The sequence below is a fragment of the Actinomyces dentalis DSM 19115 genome (genome assembly GCF_000429225.1).
Lineage (GTDB): Bacteria > Actinomycetota > Actinomycetes > Actinomycetales > Actinomycetaceae > Actinomyces > Actinomyces dentalis.
This window is the reverse complement of the sequence record NZ_AUBL01000052.1, coordinates 1-18136: the sequence shown is the minus strand read 5'-3', so window position 1 is coordinate 18136 and position 18136 is coordinate 1. Positions and strand designations below refer to the sequence as shown.

Annotated in this window: 15 protein-coding genes; 8 read left to right on the top strand and 7 right to left on the bottom strand. The window is 73.5% G+C overall.

Features of this window, described 5'->3' with window-relative positions; translation table 11 throughout:
* Window positions 1-5 precede the first annotated feature (5 nt).
* From G446_RS0111295 to G446_RS17530, 5 genes are all read left to right on the top strand, one after another.
* Window positions 6-806 (top strand): HAD family hydrolase, encoded by an 801-nt coding sequence (locus G446_RS0111295; protein WP_034470245.1) that lies wholly within the window; start codon window positions 6-8, stop codon window positions 804-806.
* Between the two features lie 420 nt (window positions 807-1226).
* Window positions 1227-1718, top strand: a complete 492-nt coding sequence (locus G446_RS0111290; protein WP_026410226.1) for a PTS sugar transporter subunit IIA — start codon at window positions 1227-1229, stop codon at window positions 1716-1718.
* Complete coding sequence (locus tag G446_RS0111285) at window positions 1715-2032, top strand: PTS fructose transporter subunit IIB (RefSeq protein WP_026410225.1); 318 nt, start codon at window positions 1715-1717, stop codon at window positions 2030-2032. Before G446_RS0111290 ends, G446_RS0111285 begins: the two co-directional genes overlap by 4 nt.
* Window positions 2022-3200, top strand: a complete 1179-nt coding sequence (locus G446_RS17535; protein ID WP_084779196.1) for a PTS fructose transporter subunit IIC — start codon at window positions 2022-2024, stop codon at window positions 3198-3200. The genes G446_RS0111285 and G446_RS17535 overlap by 11 nt, the downstream gene beginning before the upstream one ends.
* 262 nt (window positions 3201-3462) lie before the next feature.
* Window positions 3463-5061: a peptide MFS transporter gene (locus G446_RS17530; protein WP_034470243.1), complete on the top strand. Its 1599-nt coding sequence runs from the start codon at window positions 3463-3465 to the stop codon at window positions 5059-5061.
* A 136-nt stretch (window positions 5062-5197) separates the two neighbouring features.
* On the opposite strand, the gene G446_RS0111270 is transcribed toward G446_RS17530, so the two are convergent.
* Entirely contained in the window at window positions 5198-6025 is an 828-nt protein-coding gene (locus G446_RS0111270) for a DeoR/GlpR family DNA-binding transcription regulator (RefSeq protein WP_026410224.1), read from the bottom strand.
* 137 nt (window positions 6026-6162) lie between these two features.
* Between G446_RS0111270 and G446_RS0111265 the strand changes: the two genes are divergently transcribed.
* Both G446_RS0111265 and G446_RS0111260 read left to right on the top strand, forming a co-directional pair.
* On the top strand, window positions 6163-7020 hold the full coding sequence (locus G446_RS0111265) for a ketose-bisphosphate aldolase (RefSeq protein ID WP_026410223.1): 858 nt from the start codon (window positions 6163-6165) through the stop codon (window positions 7018-7020).
* Between the two features lie 123 nt (window positions 7021-7143).
* A complete protein-coding gene (locus G446_RS0111260; RefSeq protein ID WP_026410222.1) occupies window positions 7144-7842 on the top strand; it encodes a hypothetical protein in 699 nt (232 codons plus the stop codon).
* A gap of 106 nt (window positions 7843-7948) precedes the next feature.
* Here G446_RS0111260 and G446_RS0111255 read toward each other — a convergent pair whose 3' ends face one another.
* The 3 genes from G446_RS0111255 to G446_RS17520 all read right to left on the bottom strand — a co-directional run bounded on the left by G446_RS0111255 (window position 7949) and on the right by G446_RS17520 (window position 11593).
* Complete coding sequence (locus G446_RS0111255; RefSeq protein ID WP_026410221.1) at window positions 7949-8398, bottom strand: GNAT family N-acetyltransferase; 450 nt, start codon at window positions 8396-8398, stop codon at window positions 7949-7951.
* A gap of 137 nt (window positions 8399-8535) precedes the next feature.
* Window positions 8536-10011, bottom strand: coding sequence for a serpin family protein (locus G446_RS17525; RefSeq protein ID WP_051285949.1), 1476 nt, complete (start codon window positions 10009-10011; stop codon window positions 8536-8538).
* Window positions 10012-10222: 211 nt separating this feature from the next.
* Entirely contained in the window at window positions 10223-11593 is a 1371-nt protein-coding gene (locus G446_RS17520; RefSeq protein WP_051285948.1) for a serpin family protein, read from the bottom strand.
* 768 nt (window positions 11594-12361) lie between these two features.
* Here G446_RS17520 and G446_RS0111240 point away from each other — a divergent pair.
* Complete coding sequence (locus G446_RS0111240) at window positions 12362-13861, top strand: PAS domain-containing protein (RefSeq protein WP_026410220.1); 1500 nt, start codon at window positions 12362-12364, stop codon at window positions 13859-13861.
* 114 nt (window positions 13862-13975) lie between these two features.
* Here the strand turns inward: G446_RS0111240 and hisD are convergent, their stop codons facing one another.
* The 3 genes from hisD to G446_RS20375 all read right to left on the bottom strand — a co-directional run.
* Window positions 13976-15304: a histidinol dehydrogenase gene (gene hisD, locus G446_RS17515; RefSeq protein ID WP_084779194.1), complete on the bottom strand. Its 1329-nt coding sequence runs from the start codon at window positions 15302-15304 to the stop codon at window positions 13976-13978.
* A gap of 33 nt (window positions 15305-15337) precedes the next feature.
* Window positions 15338-16732 (bottom strand): class I SAM-dependent methyltransferase, encoded by a 1395-nt coding sequence (locus G446_RS0111230; RefSeq protein ID WP_026410219.1) that lies wholly within the window; start codon window positions 16730-16732, stop codon window positions 15338-15340.
* Window positions 16733-16821: 89 nt separating this feature from the next.
* The coding region (locus tag G446_RS20375) for a hypothetical protein (protein WP_051285946.1) at window positions 16822-18136 on the bottom strand (1315 nt) is incomplete at its 5' end.

Below are 18136 nucleotides of genomic sequence, written 5' to 3'. Positions count from 1 at the left end.
CCGATATGACCGGGAAAGTCCGCATGCTGTCCGTCGACATCGACGGGACGATCCTCTTCGACCGGGCGATCTCGCCGGCCGACGTCGCCGCCATGCGCCGCTGGCGCGAGGCCGGCAACCTGCTGGTGATGAACACCGGCCGCTCGATCTCGGCGCTGCGCAGCGCCCTGGACGGCTTCGACGTCGACTACGACTACGCGGTCCTCTACACGGGGGCCGTCCTGACCGACGGGCGGGCCGGGGTCATCGAGGCCCGCACCATGCCCGACGGCCTCATCGAGGAGGTCCTGGACGTGCTGGGCCGCGAGGAGCGGATCACGATCTTCGCCACCACGCTCGACGGGGACCTCCAGCTCCACGACACCCTGGGCTCGGGCACCGACCTGCTCACCCTGTTCAGGCGCGGGACGACGGCGGACCTGGCCGGCCGCGCCGTCGTGGGCATCCCCCTGCACCTGGGGGACGCCGCCGCCACCGACCGCATCGAGGCGGAGGTCGCCCGCCGCTGGGGCGGGGTCGTCGAGGGGGCCCGCAACCAGGACTTCCTCGACCTCATCCCGGCGGGGGCGTCCAAGGGGGCGGGGCTGAGGCGGCTCGTGGACCTGCTGACCGGCCCGGGCGGCGCCCGCGAGGGCGAGACGATCGAGACCTGGACGGTGGGCGACTCGTGGAACGACATCCCCATGCACGTCGCGGCCGACCACGGCGTGGCCATGGAGGGCTCGCCCGCGGAGGTCCTGGCCGTCTGCGAGCGCCGCACGCCGTCGGTGGCCTCCCTCGTCGAGGACCTGCTCGCGGCCGGGTGAGGGCGCGCCGCGGAGCCGGACTCCACAGGCCGCGCCGCTGACACCCCGCCGGACCGCCCTCCACAGCCCCTCGGCGGAGACGGGCCCCGATGGGCGATTCTGTACACATGTTCGCATTCGTGGTCCGGCGAGCCCTTCCGCCATCACTCCCGGCGCCGTCATCGCCGTCGTTCCCGACGCCGTCGTCTCCGCCGCGCCCCCCGGCCCCGCCGGCGCCGCCCCCTGCTGGGACCCTCGTCCCGGATTGCAACCGAGGGGCGCCGTCGCCCGCAAAGATCCGCAAGCAGCGGCGTCGGACCCTTGACCGATGCAGGAAACAGCATAGACTTGCATCAATCGGCACCCGCAACGCACCCCACCATCCCCTGCAGGCAGCGCAGCCTGAGTGGCGCGCGCCCATCACCCGAAGGAGTGGTTCAGATGTCAACCGCTGAGGGCGAGCACAGCCTTCGAAGATTCCTCGATCCGCGCCTGATCAGCATGAACCTCGCCGCCACCACCCGCAGACAGGCCGTCGAGGAACTGACCGGCCTCCTCGTGAGAGCCGGGAGGGTGCGCGACGCCCGCGCCTTCGTCGCCGACGTCTTCCGCAGGGAGGTGCAGGGGCCCACGGGCCTGGGCAACGCGATCGCGATTCCGCACGGCAAGTCGGCGGCCGTCCTGGAGACGAGCGTGGCCATAGGCCGCGCGGGGCGCGACCTCGACTGGCCCTCCCTCGACGGCGCCCCGGTCAGGACCGTATTCCTGCTGGCCGTCCGGGAGAAGGACGCCGCCATAACCCATCTCAGGCTCCTTCAGAGGATCGCCGTCCTGCTCGCCCACGGCGACTTCGCGCGCCTGCTGGACTCGGCGCGGGACGCCGACGACGTCATCGACCTGATCGACCAGCACATCGAGGAGGACCACTCATGAGATTCGTCGCCGTCGCCGCGTGCACGTCCGGGATAGCGCACACCTACATCGCCAGGGAGAAGATACTCGACGCCGCCCGCTCGCTCGGCTGGGAGGCCTCCTGCGAGACCCAGGGGACCATAGGGACCGAGAACGGGCTCGACGCCGCCGATATCGCCTCCGCGGACTTCGTGCTCCTGGCGACCGACATCAAGATCGGCGGACGGGAGCGGTTCGAGGGCAAGCGCATCGTCGAGGTCGGCACGGCGACGGCCATCCAGTCGCCCACGAAGCTGCTGACCCTCATCGGGGAGAGGATCCGCGATGAGCGCTGACGCCGCCGCCCGCCGCCGCCCCCGCCTGGAGCTCAAGAGGCACGCCCTGACCGCCATCTCCTACATGCTCCCCCTGGTCGTGGCGGCGGGACTGCTCATCGCCATCGGCAACCTGACCGGCGGCGCCGTCATCGAGGACTACAAGCAGCCCTACGGCTGGCAGGACGCGCTCGTGTCCCTGGGCGTGCTGGGGATGGGCCTGCTCGCCCCCGTCATCTCCGCGGCGATCGCCTACTCGATCGCCGATCGGCCCGGCATCGCCCCGGGCCTGCTCATCGGCCTCATCGCCCACTCGATCGGGGCCGGGTTCCTCGGCGGCATGCTCGGAGGGTTCCTCGTCGGGTGGTTCACGCTCTGGCTCAAGACCCGCCTGCGGGTGCCCCGCTGGGCCCAGGGCCTCATGCCCATGATGATCCTGCCGCTGCTGAGCACGCTGGTGATCGGGCTGCTCATGTTCTTCGTCATCGGGGTGCCGATCGTGTGGGCCACGCAGTGGCTGACCGACGTCCTCACCTCCATGCGGGGCTCCATGCGCTTCGTCTTCGGCGCGCTCATGGGGGCCATGGCGGCCTTCGACTTCGGGGGGCCCGTCAACAAGGTCGCCTCCCTGTTCGCCGACGGGCTGCTCCTGGAGGGGGTCACCGAGCCCGAGGCCGTCAAGGTCCTGGCCTCCATGGTGCCCCCGTTCGGCGTGGGCATCTCGCTGCTGCTCGCCAGGATCGTGCGCAAGCCGATCTACACCGCCCAGGAGCGCAACAACATCGGCATCGCCATCCCCATGGGCGTGTGCATGATCACCGAGGGCGTCATCCCCATCGCCGCCGGCGACCTGGTGCGGGTCGTCCTGTCCTGCTCGACGGGCGCGGCGGTCGGCGGCGGCCTGTCGATGATGTGGGGGATCGGCTCGCCGGTGCCCTCCGGCGGCCTGTTCATCGTCCCCGCCATGTCCAACCCCCTGCTGTTCATGGTGGCCCTCCTGGCGGGCTCCGTTGTGACGGGGATCCTGCTGGTGCTCACCAAGAGGCGCCTGCCGCGGGAGACGGCGGAGCCCCCGGCCGCGCGGGAGGAGGGCCGCCCGGATGCGCGGGCGGCCGCGGATCCCCTGGCCGCGCAGGCGGCCGCGGATCGGGAGAAGGACGTGGATCTGGGCGACATCTCCTTCTCGTGAGGGGCTCACCGGCCCCGCGCGGAGCCCGCGCGGGACCGGGGTCCGGGGCCCCGGCGCCCGGGCCCGCCCGCAGCGGGGGTCTGGCGCGACCGGGGCCGGCGGGGGATGATGGCCCGGCGGCGACCGGCGCCGGCGGCGCCGCGCGGCCCCGAGCGGCCGCGCGCGGGCCCGCCCGAACGCGGCGGGGCGGACGACGCCAGTGGTCCGGTTCAAATGGATGCGCTCCGACTCGGCCGCCCGCTCACAGGAAGAGAGAATCTTCATGCCAGCTCCCTCAACCGATACCGAGAACAGGACCAGTCCCGAACCCGCGCCCGCCGTCGTATCCGCCGGCCGCTGGCGGCCGCGCACGCTGCGCACCTCGCCGTCGAGGCAGGACCGCGGGCTGTTCGGCCACCCCAGGGGCCTGCCCTGGATGCTCAACGTCGAGATGTGGGAGCGCTTCTCCTACTACGGGATGCGCGCCATCCTGCTGTACTTCATCACCGGCGCCGTGACGGACGGCGGCCTGGGCCTGAGCCACAACTCCGGACAGGTCATCCTCGCGCTCTACGGCACGGCCGTCTACCTCCTGGCGATCCCCGGGGGCATCTTCGCCGACCGGATCATCGGGCCGTGGCCGTCCACCCTCTACGGCGGCGTCGTCATCATGGCCGGGCACGTCTGCCTGTCCATCCCCGTCGTGGCCACCTCCTGGCTGGGGATCGTCCTGGTGGCCGTGGGCACCGGCTTCATCAAGCCGAATCTGACGACGATCGTCGGGGGCCTGTACGACGACGACGACATCCGCCGCGACGCCGGCTTCCAGCTGTTCTACATGTCGATCAACGTCGGCGCCTTCGCCTCCCCCCTGCTGACCGGCTGGCTGCGCAGCCACTACGGCTACCACGCCGGGTTCTCCTCGGCCGCCGTCGGCATGGCCCTCGCCCTGGCGGCCTTCATCCACGGCCGCAACAGGCTCTCGGCCTTCGCCTTCACCGTCCCCAACCCCATCCGGCCCGAAGAGCGGCGGCGGCTGCTCCTGGGCTCCCTCGGGGTCCTGGCCGCCATCGGCGCGCTCGCGGCGGTCCTCCAGGTGCTCACCGGCGACACGGTCACCACCGTGGCCACGACGGGCCTGCTCATTCCGGTCGGCGCGGCGGTGGCCTACTTCGCGGTCATGTTCCGCTCCTCGAAGGTGACCGCCCGCGAGCGCACCCACCTGCGCGCCTACGTCCCACTGTGGATCGGGGCGGTCCTGTTCTTCATGATCTCCGAGCAGGCCGCCGGCAAGATGGCCACCTTCGCCGAGTCCAACACGGACCTGCGCCTGCCCCTCTTCGGGTGGTCGACCACCGCCGAGGCCTACCAGTCGGTCAACCCCGCGGCGATCGTGCTCCTGGCCCCGCTGGTCGGCTGGTTCTTCACCCGGCGGGCCGGCAGGTTCCCCTCCACCATCATGAAGTTCGTCATCGCGGTGCTCATCATCGGGTTCTCGGCGATCCTCCTGGGCTACGGCTTCCAGATCTGGCCGGGCGGGCGGGACCTGTCCCCCTGGTGGTTCCTGGCGCTGGTCTACGTCGTCCAGACCGTCGGCGAGCTGTTCCTGACGCCGGTGGGGCTGGCCACGACGACCGCCCTGGCCCCCAGGAGCTTCGCCTCCCAGGCGATGGGGCTGTGGTGGCTCAGCGTCGCCGCCGGTCAGGGCGTCGCCGGCTTCATCATCGCCCAGACCGAGGGCATCTCCGACTCGGCGTACTACTACGGCCTGGGCGCGGTCACGCTCGCCGCCGCCCTGGTCCTGCTCGCCGTCGCCCCCTGGACGCAGCGGCAGATGGCCGACGTCGAGGCCGCCGGGGCGCACGACGGCGAAGGCGGCTGACGGCGGGGGCGGCGCTGCGGTGGATCGGCTGACGGCGGGGGCGGCGCGCCGGCCGGGGGACGGGGCCCGCCCCCCGGCCCAGGACGCCGGACGCCGCACACGCGGGCGGGTCGCGGCGCGGGCGCGCCGACCCCGCTCAGGGGTGCAGGACCCGGATGCCGTGGGAGTCCAGGCTCGCCCGCAGATCCGCGTCGGGCGCCTTGTCGGTCACGAGCACGTCGGCCAGCTCGATCGGGCCGATCCGGGCGAAGATGCCCCGCCCCAGCTTGGAGGAGTCCGCGAGGATCACGACCTGGTCGGAGTGGTCGATCATCTGGCGCATGAGGGTGGCCTCGGCGATATTGCCCGTGGACAGCCCCTGCCTGCTCGACATGGCGCCGACGCCGATGAAGGCGATGTCGCACTGGAACAGGAGGCTCTCGTCGGCCTTCTGGCCCAGCGCCGTGGTCAGGTCCCCGGTCGTCGTCTGGGCGCACGGCCGGACGGGCCCTCCGACGACGAAGATCTCGTCGGCGACGCCCGGCGCGATCACCGCGGGCAGCTGGAGGTTGTTGGTGACGATGCGCAGCCCGAGCCCGGGCTCGAGGTGCTCCACGAGGGCCAGCGCCGTCGTCCCGCCGTTGATGATGATGGAGGCGTCTGGGCGCACGAGCGTGGCCGCGATGCGCCCCACGCGGCTCTTCTCCTCGGCGTGCAGGCGCTTGCGCACGTCCACCCCCGTGGTGGTCTTGGGCACCATGTCGACGCTGACCGCGCCCCCGTGGGTCCGGATGACCCGGCCGAGCGCGTCGAGCTCGTCCAGGTCCCGCCGGATCGTGTCGGTGGAGACGTTGAACAGGCCGGCCAGTGTCGCCACCGACACCTCGCCGACGGAGGACACGTAGGTCGCCAGCTCCGCCTTGCGCCGGGCGGGGAGCTCGGGGGGCGTGCGGCCCGCGGGGGCGCGCTTGCTCGAGGAGGGCATGGCCCGATTCTACTGCGGTCCGGCGCGGTCCACGGGCTTGCCAAGCCGGAGCCGGCATCGGTATTCTGGCATGGAAACGCAGAAAACCGCACAGAAACGCAAACGCGGGGTGCGGAGAGCCGTGAGGAGGCCGCTCAATGCTCGTCTCGGGCGCCGGGATCCTGGAGGTGGCGCGGGAGAACTCCTTCGCGGTCCCGGCCTTCAACGTCAGCGACTACGCCATGCTCAAGGGCCTCATGGAGGTGGCCCAGGAGGCCGAGGCCCCCCTCATCGTGGCGATCCACCCCGACGAGCTCGAGCACGTGGGCGCCCAGTTCCTCCCCGCGGCGATCGCCTGGGCGCACGGCGCGAGCATCCCCGTGGCCATCCACCTGGATCACGGCGCCACCCTCGACCAGGTCCTCGTGGCGATCCGGGCCGGGTTCACCTCCGTCATGCTCGACGGCTCGCTCAGGCCCTTCGCCGAGAACGTGGCCGCGACCAGGCAGGCGGTCCGGGTCGCGCACGCCGTCGGGGTCTGCGTCGAGGGCGAGCTGGGCACCATCGGCGTGCTCGACGAGCGGGCGCGCAGCGCGTCGGGGATCGTGTGCACCGATCCCGACGACGCCGAGCGCTTCGTCGCCCAGACCGGCGTCGACTCGCTGGCCGTCGCCATCGGCACGAGTCACGGGCTGTACCCGCCCTCCATGCGGCCCAGGCTGCGGATCGACCTGCTCGACGAGCTCGTGGACCGGGCGGGGGTCCCGCTCGTGCTGCACGGGGGCTCGGGCAACACCGACGCCGAGATCGCCCGGGCCGTGGCCCACGGCGTGAGCAAGATCAATATCTCCAGCGACATCAAGGCCGCGTACCACCAGCGCATGCGCGAGGTCCTGGCCGACCCGTCCCTGCGCGAGCCCGGCGAGATCCAGTCGCGGGCGCTCCCGGCGATGAAGAGGACGGCCCTGCACAAGATCCGGCTCTTCGGGGCCGAGGGCCGCGCGGGGCTCTACTGAGCCGGGCTCAGATGCGCTGCTTCGCCCCGGGCCGGTCTCCACAGGCCGCGTTGCCGACACCCCGCCATATCATCGTCCACAGTTCTTTGGCGGAGGTGGGGCGTAGTGGGTGACCCTGGACGCATGTGCACCTCGCCGATCACCCTGTTCCCCTCCGCCAACGCCGCCGTCTCGAGCCGCGACCGCGGCGCGCCCGCCTCACCCGCCCGGCGCCTCGCCTCGGAGGCCGTCGCCCTGCGGCCGGGCGCCTTCGTGCGCGCCGACGAGTGGAGCGCGCTGCGACCCGAGCAGCAGCACCTCGTGCGGGTCGTGGCCGCCCTGACCTCGAATAATCCCCCCACCCGCGCGGTCCTGGCGCGGGAGAGCGCCGCCGTCGTCCACGGCATCCCCGTCGTCGGCCCCTACCCGGCGCAGACGCAGTTCTGCCTGCCCGGCTCCACGAGCGGGAGGCGCAGCCGGGTCAGCCGCACCACGGCCGCCCCCGCCGGCGTGGAGGTCGTGCGCATGAACGGCCACCCGATCACGAGCCTGGCCCAGACCCTGGTGGATCTGGCCTGCACCCGGAGCCTGCGCTCCTCGCTCGCCTCCCTGAGCTGGGCGCTGCGCGGGGGCGGCGCGAGCGAGGAGTCGCTGTTCGGCCTCATCGAGGGCCAGCGGCACCGGCCGGGCATCATGCGGGCGCTGCGCGCCCTGGCCCACGTGCTCGACGGCGGCTCGGCGGACGACGAGCCCCTCCACGACGGCGCCCCCCGCGACGGCGACGGCGCCCCCCGCCGCGGCGACGGGCCCGAGCGCCCCTCGGGCGAGCGCGCCGAGCCCTGAGCCGGGTCCCGCCCCGAAGCCGGGCCCCGGAGGATCCGGGCCCCGTCGCCCCGCGAGGGGCCTTCGCCGTCGGGCGGGGGCGGGCCCGGTGATCCGGGACCCCGCCTCACTTCCCGCCGAAGCGGTAGACGTTCGTCTCGCGCGGCTCGAACCCGGCCCGCCGGTACAGGCGGTTGGCGGCCTCGCGGGACGGGCGGGAGGTCAGGTCCACCGTCCGGGCCCCGAGCGCCTGCGCGTGCGCCACCGCCGCCTCCACCAGCGCGAGCCCCGCCCCCTGGCCCCGGGCGCCGGCGTCGACGACGACGTCCTCCACCCAGGCCCGCAGGCCGGTGGGGATCGTGAAGGTCGCCAGGGTCAGCATGCCCAGGATCTCACCGGGGCCGCCCTCGGCGCCCCGCTCGGGGCGGAAGACGAAGAGGTGGACGCCGGGCTGGGCCACGAGCGAGGCGCACTGCTCGGCCGTGAGCGCCGGGGCGGAGCGGGACAGCTGGGGGATGAGGCGCCCCATCGCCTCGACCAGCTCGGGCGTGGACTCGGTGACGATTTCAACGGTCATGGCTTCTCCTCGATCTCAGTCGCGGTTCGTCCCGGTTGCGGGTTCCCGGACGCGGGCCCCGCGGCGCCCGCCGCCGCGGGTGCGCCGGCGCCGCAGGGCCGATCCGGACAGAGCCTACTGCGCGGGCCGCCGGGGCCTCATCGGGCGCCGCGCCGCGCGGGGTCGAGGACGGCGGCCTCGAAGACGGCCGCGCCGCTGTCCAGGTCGACGACCCGCAGGACGTAGGGGCGGTCGCAGATGAACCTCTTGGTCCTCCTCGGCGCCGCATGCACCGCCCCCCGCATAAAGGCCGCCTCGGTCAGGGACGCGGCCACCGTGCCGGCCTCGTCGACGAGCAGGCGGGTCTGCTGGAACGCCTGCTCCAGGAGCAGGCCCGGGGCGATATGGCTCAACTCGAGCCCCCAGATCCCGATCCCCAGTTCTTCCAGGAGCGGAATGATGTCGACGGCGCCCGGGTTCAGGTCCAGGCGGGGCAGACCGACGATGACGTCGAAGTCGCCCCGGGGGAGGCGCTCGGCCCGGTTCAGGGCGCGGGTCGCCGCGCCCCAGGTCGACGGCGGCAGGTCGGCGGGGGAGGCGACGGCGTCGGGCAGGATGATGTCCATCGCCAGACCCGTCCCGCCGCGCCGGTCGCTGGTGCCCGCGCCGGTGCCGGCGCCTGCGCCGTCGGGCCGATCGCCGATGTCCGCGCCCGCGTCGGCGGCGACGTCGGGCGCACCGGTCGCGTAGGGCAGGCGCAGCGCGCGCCACCCCTCGCCCTTGACGAGGGTGAAGGAGCCGGTGATGTGCATCATGTCGGCCCGGGTCCGCCCGCCGTCGGCCCGGGTGAAGGAGGCGCCCTTGCTGGTGTTCTCGGCCTTGAACGGCTTGGCCCACCGCGCCGCGAAGAGGATCGCGTTCTGGAGGACGAGCCGGGTGTCGGGGGTGATCCGTATCGCGGACCTCCTGATGAGCCCGCCGGTGTGCAGGGCGGTCCAGGCGTCGAGCGCCGCCTTCGCCCCGTCTGAGCCGATGCGCCCCACCTCGGAGCCGTACCAGCGCCGGACGGCGTCGACGTAGGACTGCTTGATCCGGGTGTCGTCGTCGACGATGATGAGGGTGTTGTTGGCCACGTGCAGCAGCGGGGAGTCGGGGATCGCCCCGGGGTCGAAGCCCTCCAGCGCGGCGGCGTCGGCCGTGTCGAAGCGCTGGAGGCAGGACTGGATCGCCCGCCAGGTCCTGTCCCTGGCCCCGGGCAGCGGCTCGTCGCGGACCTCGGCCTCGTCGAAGCCCAGGGCCGGGCCGATGCCGGTCCCGGCGGCGTCCGCCCCCGCGTAGAGCATCGCGAGGACGAGGGCCATGCCGACCGGGCCGGCGACGGCGTTGCCGCGGGGGTCGGCGGCCAGGGCGGAGGCCAGCATCCGGGCGCCGATCGCGTCGGCCGCGGCGACGGCGCGGGCCCGGCGGGGGGCCTCGTCCAGCGGGACGTTCTCGACGGGCGCCGAGGAGCGCAGGACGTCGAGGCGGGCCAGGGCCTGCCGGTCCCGGCTGCTCATGCGGTTCGGGGTCGGGCCCGTTCCCCGGGCCCGGGAGGTCAGAAGATCGGCGACGCGGCGATAGGGGTGGGCGTTCATGGCTCAAGGATGCCGGACGCCCGCGGCCGGGTCCGGGGCGGAAGGGCCCGGGACGTGCGGGGCGGTCCGGGATCGGGTCAGTGGGGCGGGCGGCCAGCGGATAGGGCCCGGGGTGGGCCCGGGCTGGCGGGGCGGGCGGTCGGTCGGCGACTGCTCCGCCGGGGCCAGGTGCGGGGCGCCGGGGCGGTCCGGGTCGGCGGGCGGGGCGCCGTCAGCCCGCGGCCGGGTCGAGCACCGCCGCCTCGAAGAGCGCGACCCCGCTGGTCAGGTCCACGATGCGCAGCACGAAGGGATGGTCGCAGACGAACCTCTTCGTCTCGTCCGGGACCGGGGCCGCGAGCTCGACCGCCTCCACCTCGGTCAGGGCCGCGGCGACCGTGCCGGTCTCCCCGACGATGAGCCGGACCTGCTGGACGGCCTCGTCGACCTTCAGGTCCATGGTCGAACTGATGTGTCCGAGCTGGTCGAGGTCGACGCCCATGGCCTTCAGCAGGGGGAGCAGGTTGATGGCGCCCGACCCCAGGTCCAGCCTGGGCAGCTGGAGTTCGACCTCCTCGGGCGCCTTGCCGGACCCCTCGGCCGCGGTGAGCTCGGCGCTCGCCCGCCCCCACGTCTCGGCGGGCAGGTCCGCGGGGGAGGCGACGGCGTCGGGTAGGACGAGGTCCATCGCCAGCTTGCTGTCCTGCTCGGCGTAGGGCAGGCGCAGGGCCCGCCAGCCCTCCCCGGCGACCAGCGAGAACGACCCCGTGCGCGTCATGAGGTCGGCGGTGGACGTCGAGCCGTCCGCCCGGTGGAAGACCGACCCCTGGGCGGTGTCCCGGGCGTCGAACTCCGTGGTCCAGCGGGCGGCCAGCAGCACCGCGTTCTGCAGGACCAGCCTGGTGCTCCCGTCCACGGTGAGGCCGGACTTGTCGATGAGGCCGCCGGTGTGCAGCGCCGCCCACTGGTCCAGGGCCGCCTGCGCCTCCTGGGCGGGGGCGCGCTCGGCGCCGGCCGCGTACCACTGGCGCGCCGCGTCGAGGTAGCTCTGCTCGACCCGGGTGCCCTCGCCGACGACGAGGACGCGGTTGGCCACGTGCAGGAGGGGCTTGTCGGGGATCTGCTTGGGGTCGAAGCCCGCGAGGCCCGCCGGGTCGGCGACGTCGAAGCGCTGGAGGGAGGACTGGATCGCCCGCCACGTCGAGTCCCTGGTCGCCTGCGCGTCGTCGGCCGCGGCCTGGCCGACGCCCAGGAGGGCGTTGACGCCCGTCCCGACCGACGCGGCCCCGGCGTAGAGCAGGCCCAGGGAGAGCTCGACGCCGACCGGGCAGATGAGCGCGTTGCCGCCCTCGGCCATGAGGGCGCCCAGCATCCGGGCGCCCAGGTCGTCGCAGGCGGTGACGGCGGCGCCCAGGGCCGGGGCGTCGGCGAGGGCGACCGAGCGGACCTGGGCGTCGCTGCTCAGCACCTCGACGTCGGCGGAGGTGGCCGGCGAGGGATCGGCCGAGGAGCCGGAGTTCTTCGAGCAGGCGGCCAGGGCGGTCAGGCCCGCCAGGACGGGAACGGAGCCGAGGACGCTGCGGCGGTTCAAGGGCGCGGTCATGAGCCCATCATGCCCGTAGGGGGAGAGGGATGCGAAGGGGAACTCGCCCCGCCCGGCCCGGTCTCGCCCCGCCCCGCCGGTCTCGCCCCGCCCCGCCGGTCTCGCCCCGCCCCGCCGCCGGCTTTCGAATGAGCAGTGGGTCTTTCTCGCCGGGCGCGGCGGTCCGTGGGGTCCGGATCGACGTGCTGGCGGGGATGGGTGGGCGCGAGGTGGTTCGGGTGGGGCTCCTGGGGCGATCCGGGGCGGGGACGTGTCCGAATCTGTTGCAAAGGCGCTCCGGGCCGGGATCGGCGGCGAGAAGAAGCGCGGAATATCAACGTTTCTCTTCCGGCGTTTCAGCCCGATCCGGGCCTTTGCAACAGATTTGGACAAACGGTGCCGTCGCGGGCCCCTGCGCGGACGGCGGTCCCGGCGATCGCCCCGGCGCTCGGGCCGACCCGCCCCGCCCCGGGCGCCGAGACGTGCATTTTGCACTCGAGCGTGCACTTCTAACTGCACATCTCGAGAGCGGAATGCACATCTCGACGTGCGCAGGACCGACCCGCCCGCACCGCCCCGGACGGCCCCCACCCGCACCACCATCCCGCACCGGCCCCGGCCCGCGGACCCACGACTCTCGGCGAGAAGGCTCTATACGACTCCGGGGCTCGTGCGTACAGGATCGCGGTCGCGGGTAGTCTCTCACGCAGACCCGTCCGGGCCCGTCGGGGGAGCTGACCCCGGGCCCGCCCGAGACCGCAGTTGCCCCGCCGCCAAGGAACGCCGCCCATGACCGAGTCCACCGAGCCCATCGCCCCCGACGACACCGCCGCGCCGGGAGTCGAGCGCGCCTACGCCGCCGACGAGCTGTTCTTCTCCGCCACGGACGCCCGGGGGCGCATCCGCCGGGCCAACGCCATCTTCATGCGCCTGTCCGGGTACCCGCGCGGCGCCCTCGTGGGGCGCGCCCACAGCGTCGTGCGCCACGAGGCCATGCCCGCCGGCCTCTTCCGCTCCATCTGGGAGGACCTCGAGCAGGGCCGCGCGGCCAGCGCCTACATCACCAACCGCTCCGCCGACGGCGGCTTCTACCGCGTTTTCGCCACGATCGTCCCCTCCGGCGACGGCTACCTCTCCGTGCGCACCCTGCCCATGCTCACGCGGCGGCGCGATGAGATCGAGGCCGCCTACGGGCGCGTGCGCGCCGTCGAGCGGGCCTCGGCGGACGGCGGATCGACCCGGCGCGAGGCCGCCGCGGCCGGGCACTCGGCGCTGCTGGCCGAGCTCGACGCGCTGGGCTTCCGCGACGCCGTCGACTTCACCCGCCAGGCCCTCCCCGCCGAGGTCGCCGCCCTCGTGGCCGCCGGCGTCGATATCCCGGAGCGGCCCGACGCCGAGGGGCCCGTCGCCGTCATCCTGGACCAGATGAATCGCATCGAGTCGCTGACGTCCGGGCAGGTCGCGCTGCTCGACGAGTGCGCCCGGATCGTGGCGCTGCTCGGGCGCCGCGCCGCGGAGATCGACGACCTCTCGGCGCGCCTGGGCCGGCTGCGCACGAGCCTGCGGGACGCGGTCGGGGACGCCGCCCGCGCCGGAGCGGACGACGGCGAGGGACAGAGCGGCGGCGTGGGCCGGGCCGGCGGGACGGGCCGGGCCGGCGGAGCGGGGGGAGTGCGCGAGCGCTACGAGCGGGTCGACGCCCTCGTCCTGGAGTGCGTCGAGGAGCTCCGGCCGCTGGCCGGACAGGTCGGCGAACTGCGCTCCGACGCCGACTCCTTGCGCTTCGCCATCGCCCTGCTGCGCCTGCTCAACCTGGCGGCCGGCTTCTTCGCCCTGCAGATCCTGGAGGGCGAGGACGAGCTGGAGGCCAACGACGCCGTCGGATCCCTCAAGGAGCTGGCCGCGGCGCTCGACGAGGGGGCGAGCTCTCTGTCGGAGCGGGTGGAGCTGTTCGAAGCGCGCTCCGAGCTCGTGGGCGTCGGGCTCGACGACGTGGCCGCGGCGCTCGCGGCCACGCACGCCCCACTGCTCGACCTGCTCGCGGCGGTCGAGGCCAGGGCAACGGGCGCGGCGGGCGGGACGGGCGGGACGGGCGGGACCAGCGCGGCGGACACGGGCGAGGCGGACGCGGTGCGCGCCGCCCGCGCCCTCGTGGGCGACGGCTTCCCCGAAGCCCGCGACCTGGCGGATACGGCTGGCGCCGTGCGCGACCTGGGCGTCCCCGACGTCTCGGCCGACCTCGCCGCCCATCTTCAGCGGGTGCGCGCCGCCCTGGCCGAGCTCGCCTGAGCGGCCCGTGGTGGGGCCGGTGCGCGGCGGGCCTCGCGCGGCGCACCGGCGCGCGCCCGCGTCGGCCGCTCGGACCGTGCCCGACGGGCTCCGCGCGCCCGCGGCGGCGGGGCGCTAATCGATGCGCCCGCCGCGGATCCTCATGGAGGTCGCGTGCGCCGGGAACGACTCGTAGTCGGCCAACCTCACAACGTGCTCCCCGAGCTCTCCGCTCGAGCGCTCATCGAGTTCCAGGAACGAGGTGCGCTTCAGGTATGTGTGCGCGGTGACCCCGGAACTCACGCGCGCAGCGCCGGTGGTGGGCAGGGTCGCCGGGGTCCCGGCGACGTAATTAGATATCGAGAACGTCGTTGCCCGCCCCAGGAGAAGAGTGCCGGCATTCTCGACCATCCCCACATATTCCCGAGGAGTCTCCACGGCCAATTGCAGGTGCTCGGGCGCGTACTCGTTCGCCGCAGCGATACCGTCCGCGATCGAGTCGACCAGAAAGATCCCGCCGTGCTCGAAGATGCTGCTGACCGCATATTCCCGACGCGGTGGGGGAAGTTCCTCGATCTGCTCGCGCACATATTGAATGGCTTTCTCCGTCACAGTCTCGTCGGTGCACACGAGAACGGCAGACGAATCCATGCCGTGCTCCGCCTCGTTAATGAGATCGGCCGCCAGGAGAACGGGGTCGGCGGTTGCGTCGGCGACTATGAAAGAGTCCGTCGGCCCCAGGCCGGGAACGTTTTGCACGCCGAAGCGGGAGACGAATCGCTGCGCGATGACGACGGGGGCGCTCCCCGGGCCCGCGATAAGCGGGACCGGGCGGACGGACTCCGTTCCGAACGCCAGTGCGGCGATGAGGGCGGGCCCGTTCGCACAGAGCACCTGCTCGACTCCCAGCCGCCGCGCGACGTGTGCGACGGCCGGGTCGAGGCGTGCGGCGTCGTCGGAGCAGGGAGACGAGGCGAGGACGAGGCGCTCGACGCCCGCCGCGACAGCCGGGCAGCCGATCTGCACGGCGACGGAGGGGAACCGCCCTTTGCCGTTCGGGACGAACAGGCCCGCAGCCTCCACGGGGCGCACGATCTCGCCGTAGCGGTACGAACCCCCGGATGACGCCTCCCAGTTCGCCCGGCTCACGATCTTCTCATTGAATTCCAGGCTGTTCTTCATGGCCCGGTCGAGGGACTCCTTGACGTCTTGCGGAGTCCGAGAGGCCAGGTCCTCTAATTCGGCTGCATTGACAACCGGGGATGAGATACTTATTCCGTCGAATGAACTCGTGGCCTCCAGTACCGCCTCGTCCCCGCCGTCGGCCACCTTCCGGCACAACGAGGAGATCTGCTCCTCGAGTGCCGTGCCAGAGGAAGGCTGCGGATGCGCCGTCCTGCCGCTTAAAATGCGTTCCACCCGCGGATTGTCACCGGACCAATAGGAGGGCGCGTACGTGTTCATGCTATTACCTTAGCAGATCGAAGTCCTCCGATTTCACCGCCTGTCAACGCGGGCGGGCTGGCGCACGAGCTCGACGAGCACCTCGGCGTGATCGGTGTGCGGGAACATGTCGAAGAGCCTGGCCCGCCGCGCCCCCAGGGACGACATCGCCCCCAGGTCCCGCGCCAGGCTCTGCGGGTTGCAGGAGGAGTACAGCACGCGCCGCACCCCGGAGGCCTCGATCCGCCCGGCCAGCTCCGCCCCGATCCCGCGCCGCGGCGGATTGACCACGAGCAGGTCCGGCGCGGCGCCGCGCCCCGGGTCCAGGACGCGGGCGTCGCCCGCCTCGAAGCGGACTTGCCCGGCGGACAGGCCCATGAGCGCGGCGGCCCGCCGCGCCCCCGCGATGGCCGGCGCGGAGACCTCGACGCCGAGGACGCGCCGCCCGCCGCCCGCCAGCGCCAGGGCGAAGCCGCCGACGCCGCAGAACAGGTCCCACACCTCGGCCCCCTCGCCGAGGTCCGCGGCCCACGCCGCCGCCGTCGTGTAGAGGGCCTCGGCCACGGCCGTGTTGGTCTGGAAGAAGGAGCGCGTGGGCAGCAGGAGGGGCAGTTCCCGGGCGGGCCCGGCGCCTTCTCCGGTGCACCCGGTCCTTTCCGCGCAGCCCCTGGTGCGCCAGGCGTCTCCCCGGGCGCGCTCCGTCCCTTCCGCGCCGTGCTCGGTCCCTGCTGCGCCGCGCCTCCCGCGCCCGGCCCGTCGTCCGCGCCCGGCATTGGCTCTCTGGGTGCCGTCGTCCCCGAGCCGCAGACGCATGAGCAGGCGGTCGCCGCCGGGCGAGTCGTCGGTGAGGATCCGCTCCTCCTCGCCCTCGATGATCGCCTGGTGGACCGGCTGCAGATTGACGCTCATGACGGCGAGGGTCCCCAACTCCTCGCGCAGCCGCGGCAGTTCGGCGCGCAGGGCCGCCTCGTGCCGGTCCGACCGCAGCACCCAGCGCACCATGAGGTCGCCGTCGGGGGAGGCGGTGACCAGGACGTGCTTGAGCTCGCCGCGCCGCGCCGCGACGTCGTAGGGCCGGAGCCGCAGACGCGCGACGGTCCGGGCGAGCACGGGCAGGGCCCGCTCGATCTCGCGCAGGTGCAGCGGGCAGCGGCGCAGATCGACGCCGCGCCCATCGGGGCCCGGGATGCCCAGCACGGGGGCCGACGCCGTTCCGCAGACCACCATCTTCGCCTTGTTGCGGAAGCGGCTGGGCGCGCTCGCGACGGGGGCGAGCCAGGCGCCGCCGTCCACCCGGGCGCGGGCGAGGACGGAGGCGACGCGCGCCTGCTTGTGGGCGAGCTGGTCGGCGAGCGGCAGGTCCTGGTGCGGGCAGGAGCGGCAGGAGCCGGATCGGTGCAGCGGGCAGAAGGCGGCCGACGGCGGCTGGGGGAGGAGTCCGGCGCGCATGGGGACATTGTGGGGGGCGCGGGCCGGATGCGCGGGACCCGGCGCGCGGCGCCGCCGGTGAGTACTCCGCCCCTGAGCGGGTGGTGGTGTCAGATTCCGAGTCGGTGTTCCTCCTCCAGCTGGGTGATGCGCCTGGCCACGGTGTGGCCTGCTTCCAGGCGCCACTGCTCGAGTCTGTCGCGCAGCCAGTCGGGGATGAACTCCTGGTCGCGGGGGAACCAGTCCACCTCCGTCTTGTACTCGCCCGGGTCCAGTTCGCCCTGGCGGAAGTCCAGTCCGTCGGGGGTGGTGCACAGGCCGTAGGGGTCGATCTCCGGCTCGCACATCCAGTCGGACTCCTGGTGCAGCACGTCCTCGGGCAGCTCCAGCCACACGTGCGAGTAGAGCCACGCGCCGCGCCCGGGGATGACCTGCATCCAGCGGAGCCTGTCCACTGCGGAATCGACGTCGATGTCCACATCCGCCTTCTTCCGCTCGCCTCCGACGGTCACCCGGTAGGTCGCGTGACGGCCGCTGGGGCCGATCGAATTGTAGTCGACGTCCAGTCGCGTCCCACCGTTGTCCTCCAGCCACTTCCTCATGAGGGTCCGGGCCCGCTCCAGGGCCTGCTCCTGGGTCATCTCATCGCCCAGAGCGGCGTAGAAGGAGTAGCTGTCGGGTTCGTCCTCCCACTGCGACTGCTGGTGCAGCACGCCCCTGTCGGCGTCGATCTCGGCGTCCATCCACAGGTGCGAGCGCGCCCAGGCCCCGTGCCGGGGCGACGCCTGGGCCCCGCGCAGCCGCTCCACGGCCTCCGCCACGCCCTCACCGGCCGGCACCGGCCTGCTCGCGCCGCCTGTGGTCAGCCGGTAGTCGATGCGCTGGGAGGAGCCCAGCCACTCGATGCGGATGTCGACGCGCTCGGCGCCGCTGTCCGCCAGCCAGGCCCCCACCCGGTCCCGGGCCAGGTCGAACTCCGCCCCGCCCCTCAGCCGGGGCAGCCTTCCCGTGCGGGCCGCCTCCCGCTCGGCCCGGGAGCCGCGCGGGCCGTGGGTCAGCGCGTAGAACTCCTCCTCCAACTCGGCGATGCGCCCATTGAACGCCGGAGCGCGCTCGGCCTCCCACCGCTCCAGCCTCCGGCGCAGCCAGTGGGGGATGAGCTCCTCATCGCGGGGGAAGTAGTCCAGCTCCGCCCAGTAGTGGTACAGGTCCGGCTCCCCGTCCGGGTCGAAGACCGGCTCGCCCATCCAGTCCGACTCCTGATGCAGCACCCCCTCGGGCATCTCCATCCACAGCCGGGAGCGGAACCACGCCCCCCGGCCCGGCAGCGCCTGCCACTCCCGCAGCGACTCGGCCGAGGGACAGGCCTCATCGACCTCCACCGACCTGCGCCGCCCGCCCTCCTCGACCAGCCACGGCCTGATG

Bases quoted from the DNA above. Each gene is read 5' to 3' on its own strand.
- hisD (WP_084779194.1), bottom strand. From the start codon at position 15,304: ATGAACACGTACGCGCCCTCCTATTGGTCCGGTGACAATCCGCGGGTG.
- G446_RS0111260 (WP_026410222.1), top strand. From the start codon at position 7,144: ATGTGCACCTCGCCGATCACCCTGTTCCCCTCCGCCAACGCCGCCGTC.
- G446_RS17530 (WP_034470243.1), top strand. From the start codon at position 3,463: ATGCCAGCTCCCTCAACCGATACCGAGAACAGGACCAGTCCCGAACCC.
- G446_RS0111295 (WP_034470245.1), top strand. From the start codon at position 6: ATGACCGGGAAAGTCCGCATGCTGTCCGTCGACATCGACGGGACGATC.
- G446_RS0111240 (WP_026410220.1), top strand. From the start codon at position 12,362: ATGACCGAGTCCACCGAGCCCATCGCCCCCGACGACACCGCCGCGCCG.
- G446_RS17525 (WP_051285949.1), bottom strand. From the start codon at position 10,011: ATGAACGCCCACCCCTATCGCCGCGTCGCCGATCTTCTGACCTCCCGG.
- G446_RS0111270 (WP_026410224.1), bottom strand. From the start codon at position 6,025: ATGCCCTCCTCGAGCAAGCGCGCCCCCGCGGGCCGCACGCCCCCCGAG.
- G446_RS17535 (WP_084779196.1), top strand. From the start codon at position 2,022: ATGAGCGCTGACGCCGCCGCCCGCCGCCGCCCCCGCCTGGAGCTCAAG.
- G446_RS0111230 (WP_026410219.1), bottom strand. From the start codon at position 16,732: ATGCGCGCCGGACTCCTCCCCCAGCCGCCGTCGGCCGCCTTCTGCCCG.
- G446_RS0111255 (WP_026410221.1), bottom strand. From the start codon at position 8,398: ATGACCGTTGAAATCGTCACCGAGTCCACGCCCGAGCTGGTCGAGGCG.
- G446_RS0111265 (WP_026410223.1), top strand. From the start codon at position 6,163: ATGCTCGTCTCGGGCGCCGGGATCCTGGAGGTGGCGCGGGAGAACTCC.
- G446_RS0111285 (WP_026410225.1), top strand. From the start codon at position 1,715: ATGAGATTCGTCGCCGTCGCCGCGTGCACGTCCGGGATAGCGCACACC.
- G446_RS0111290 (WP_026410226.1), top strand. From the start codon at position 1,227: ATGTCAACCGCTGAGGGCGAGCACAGCCTTCGAAGATTCCTCGATCCG.
- G446_RS17520 (WP_051285948.1), bottom strand. From the start codon at position 11,593: ATGACCGCGCCCTTGAACCGCCGCAGCGTCCTCGGCTCCGTTCCCGTC.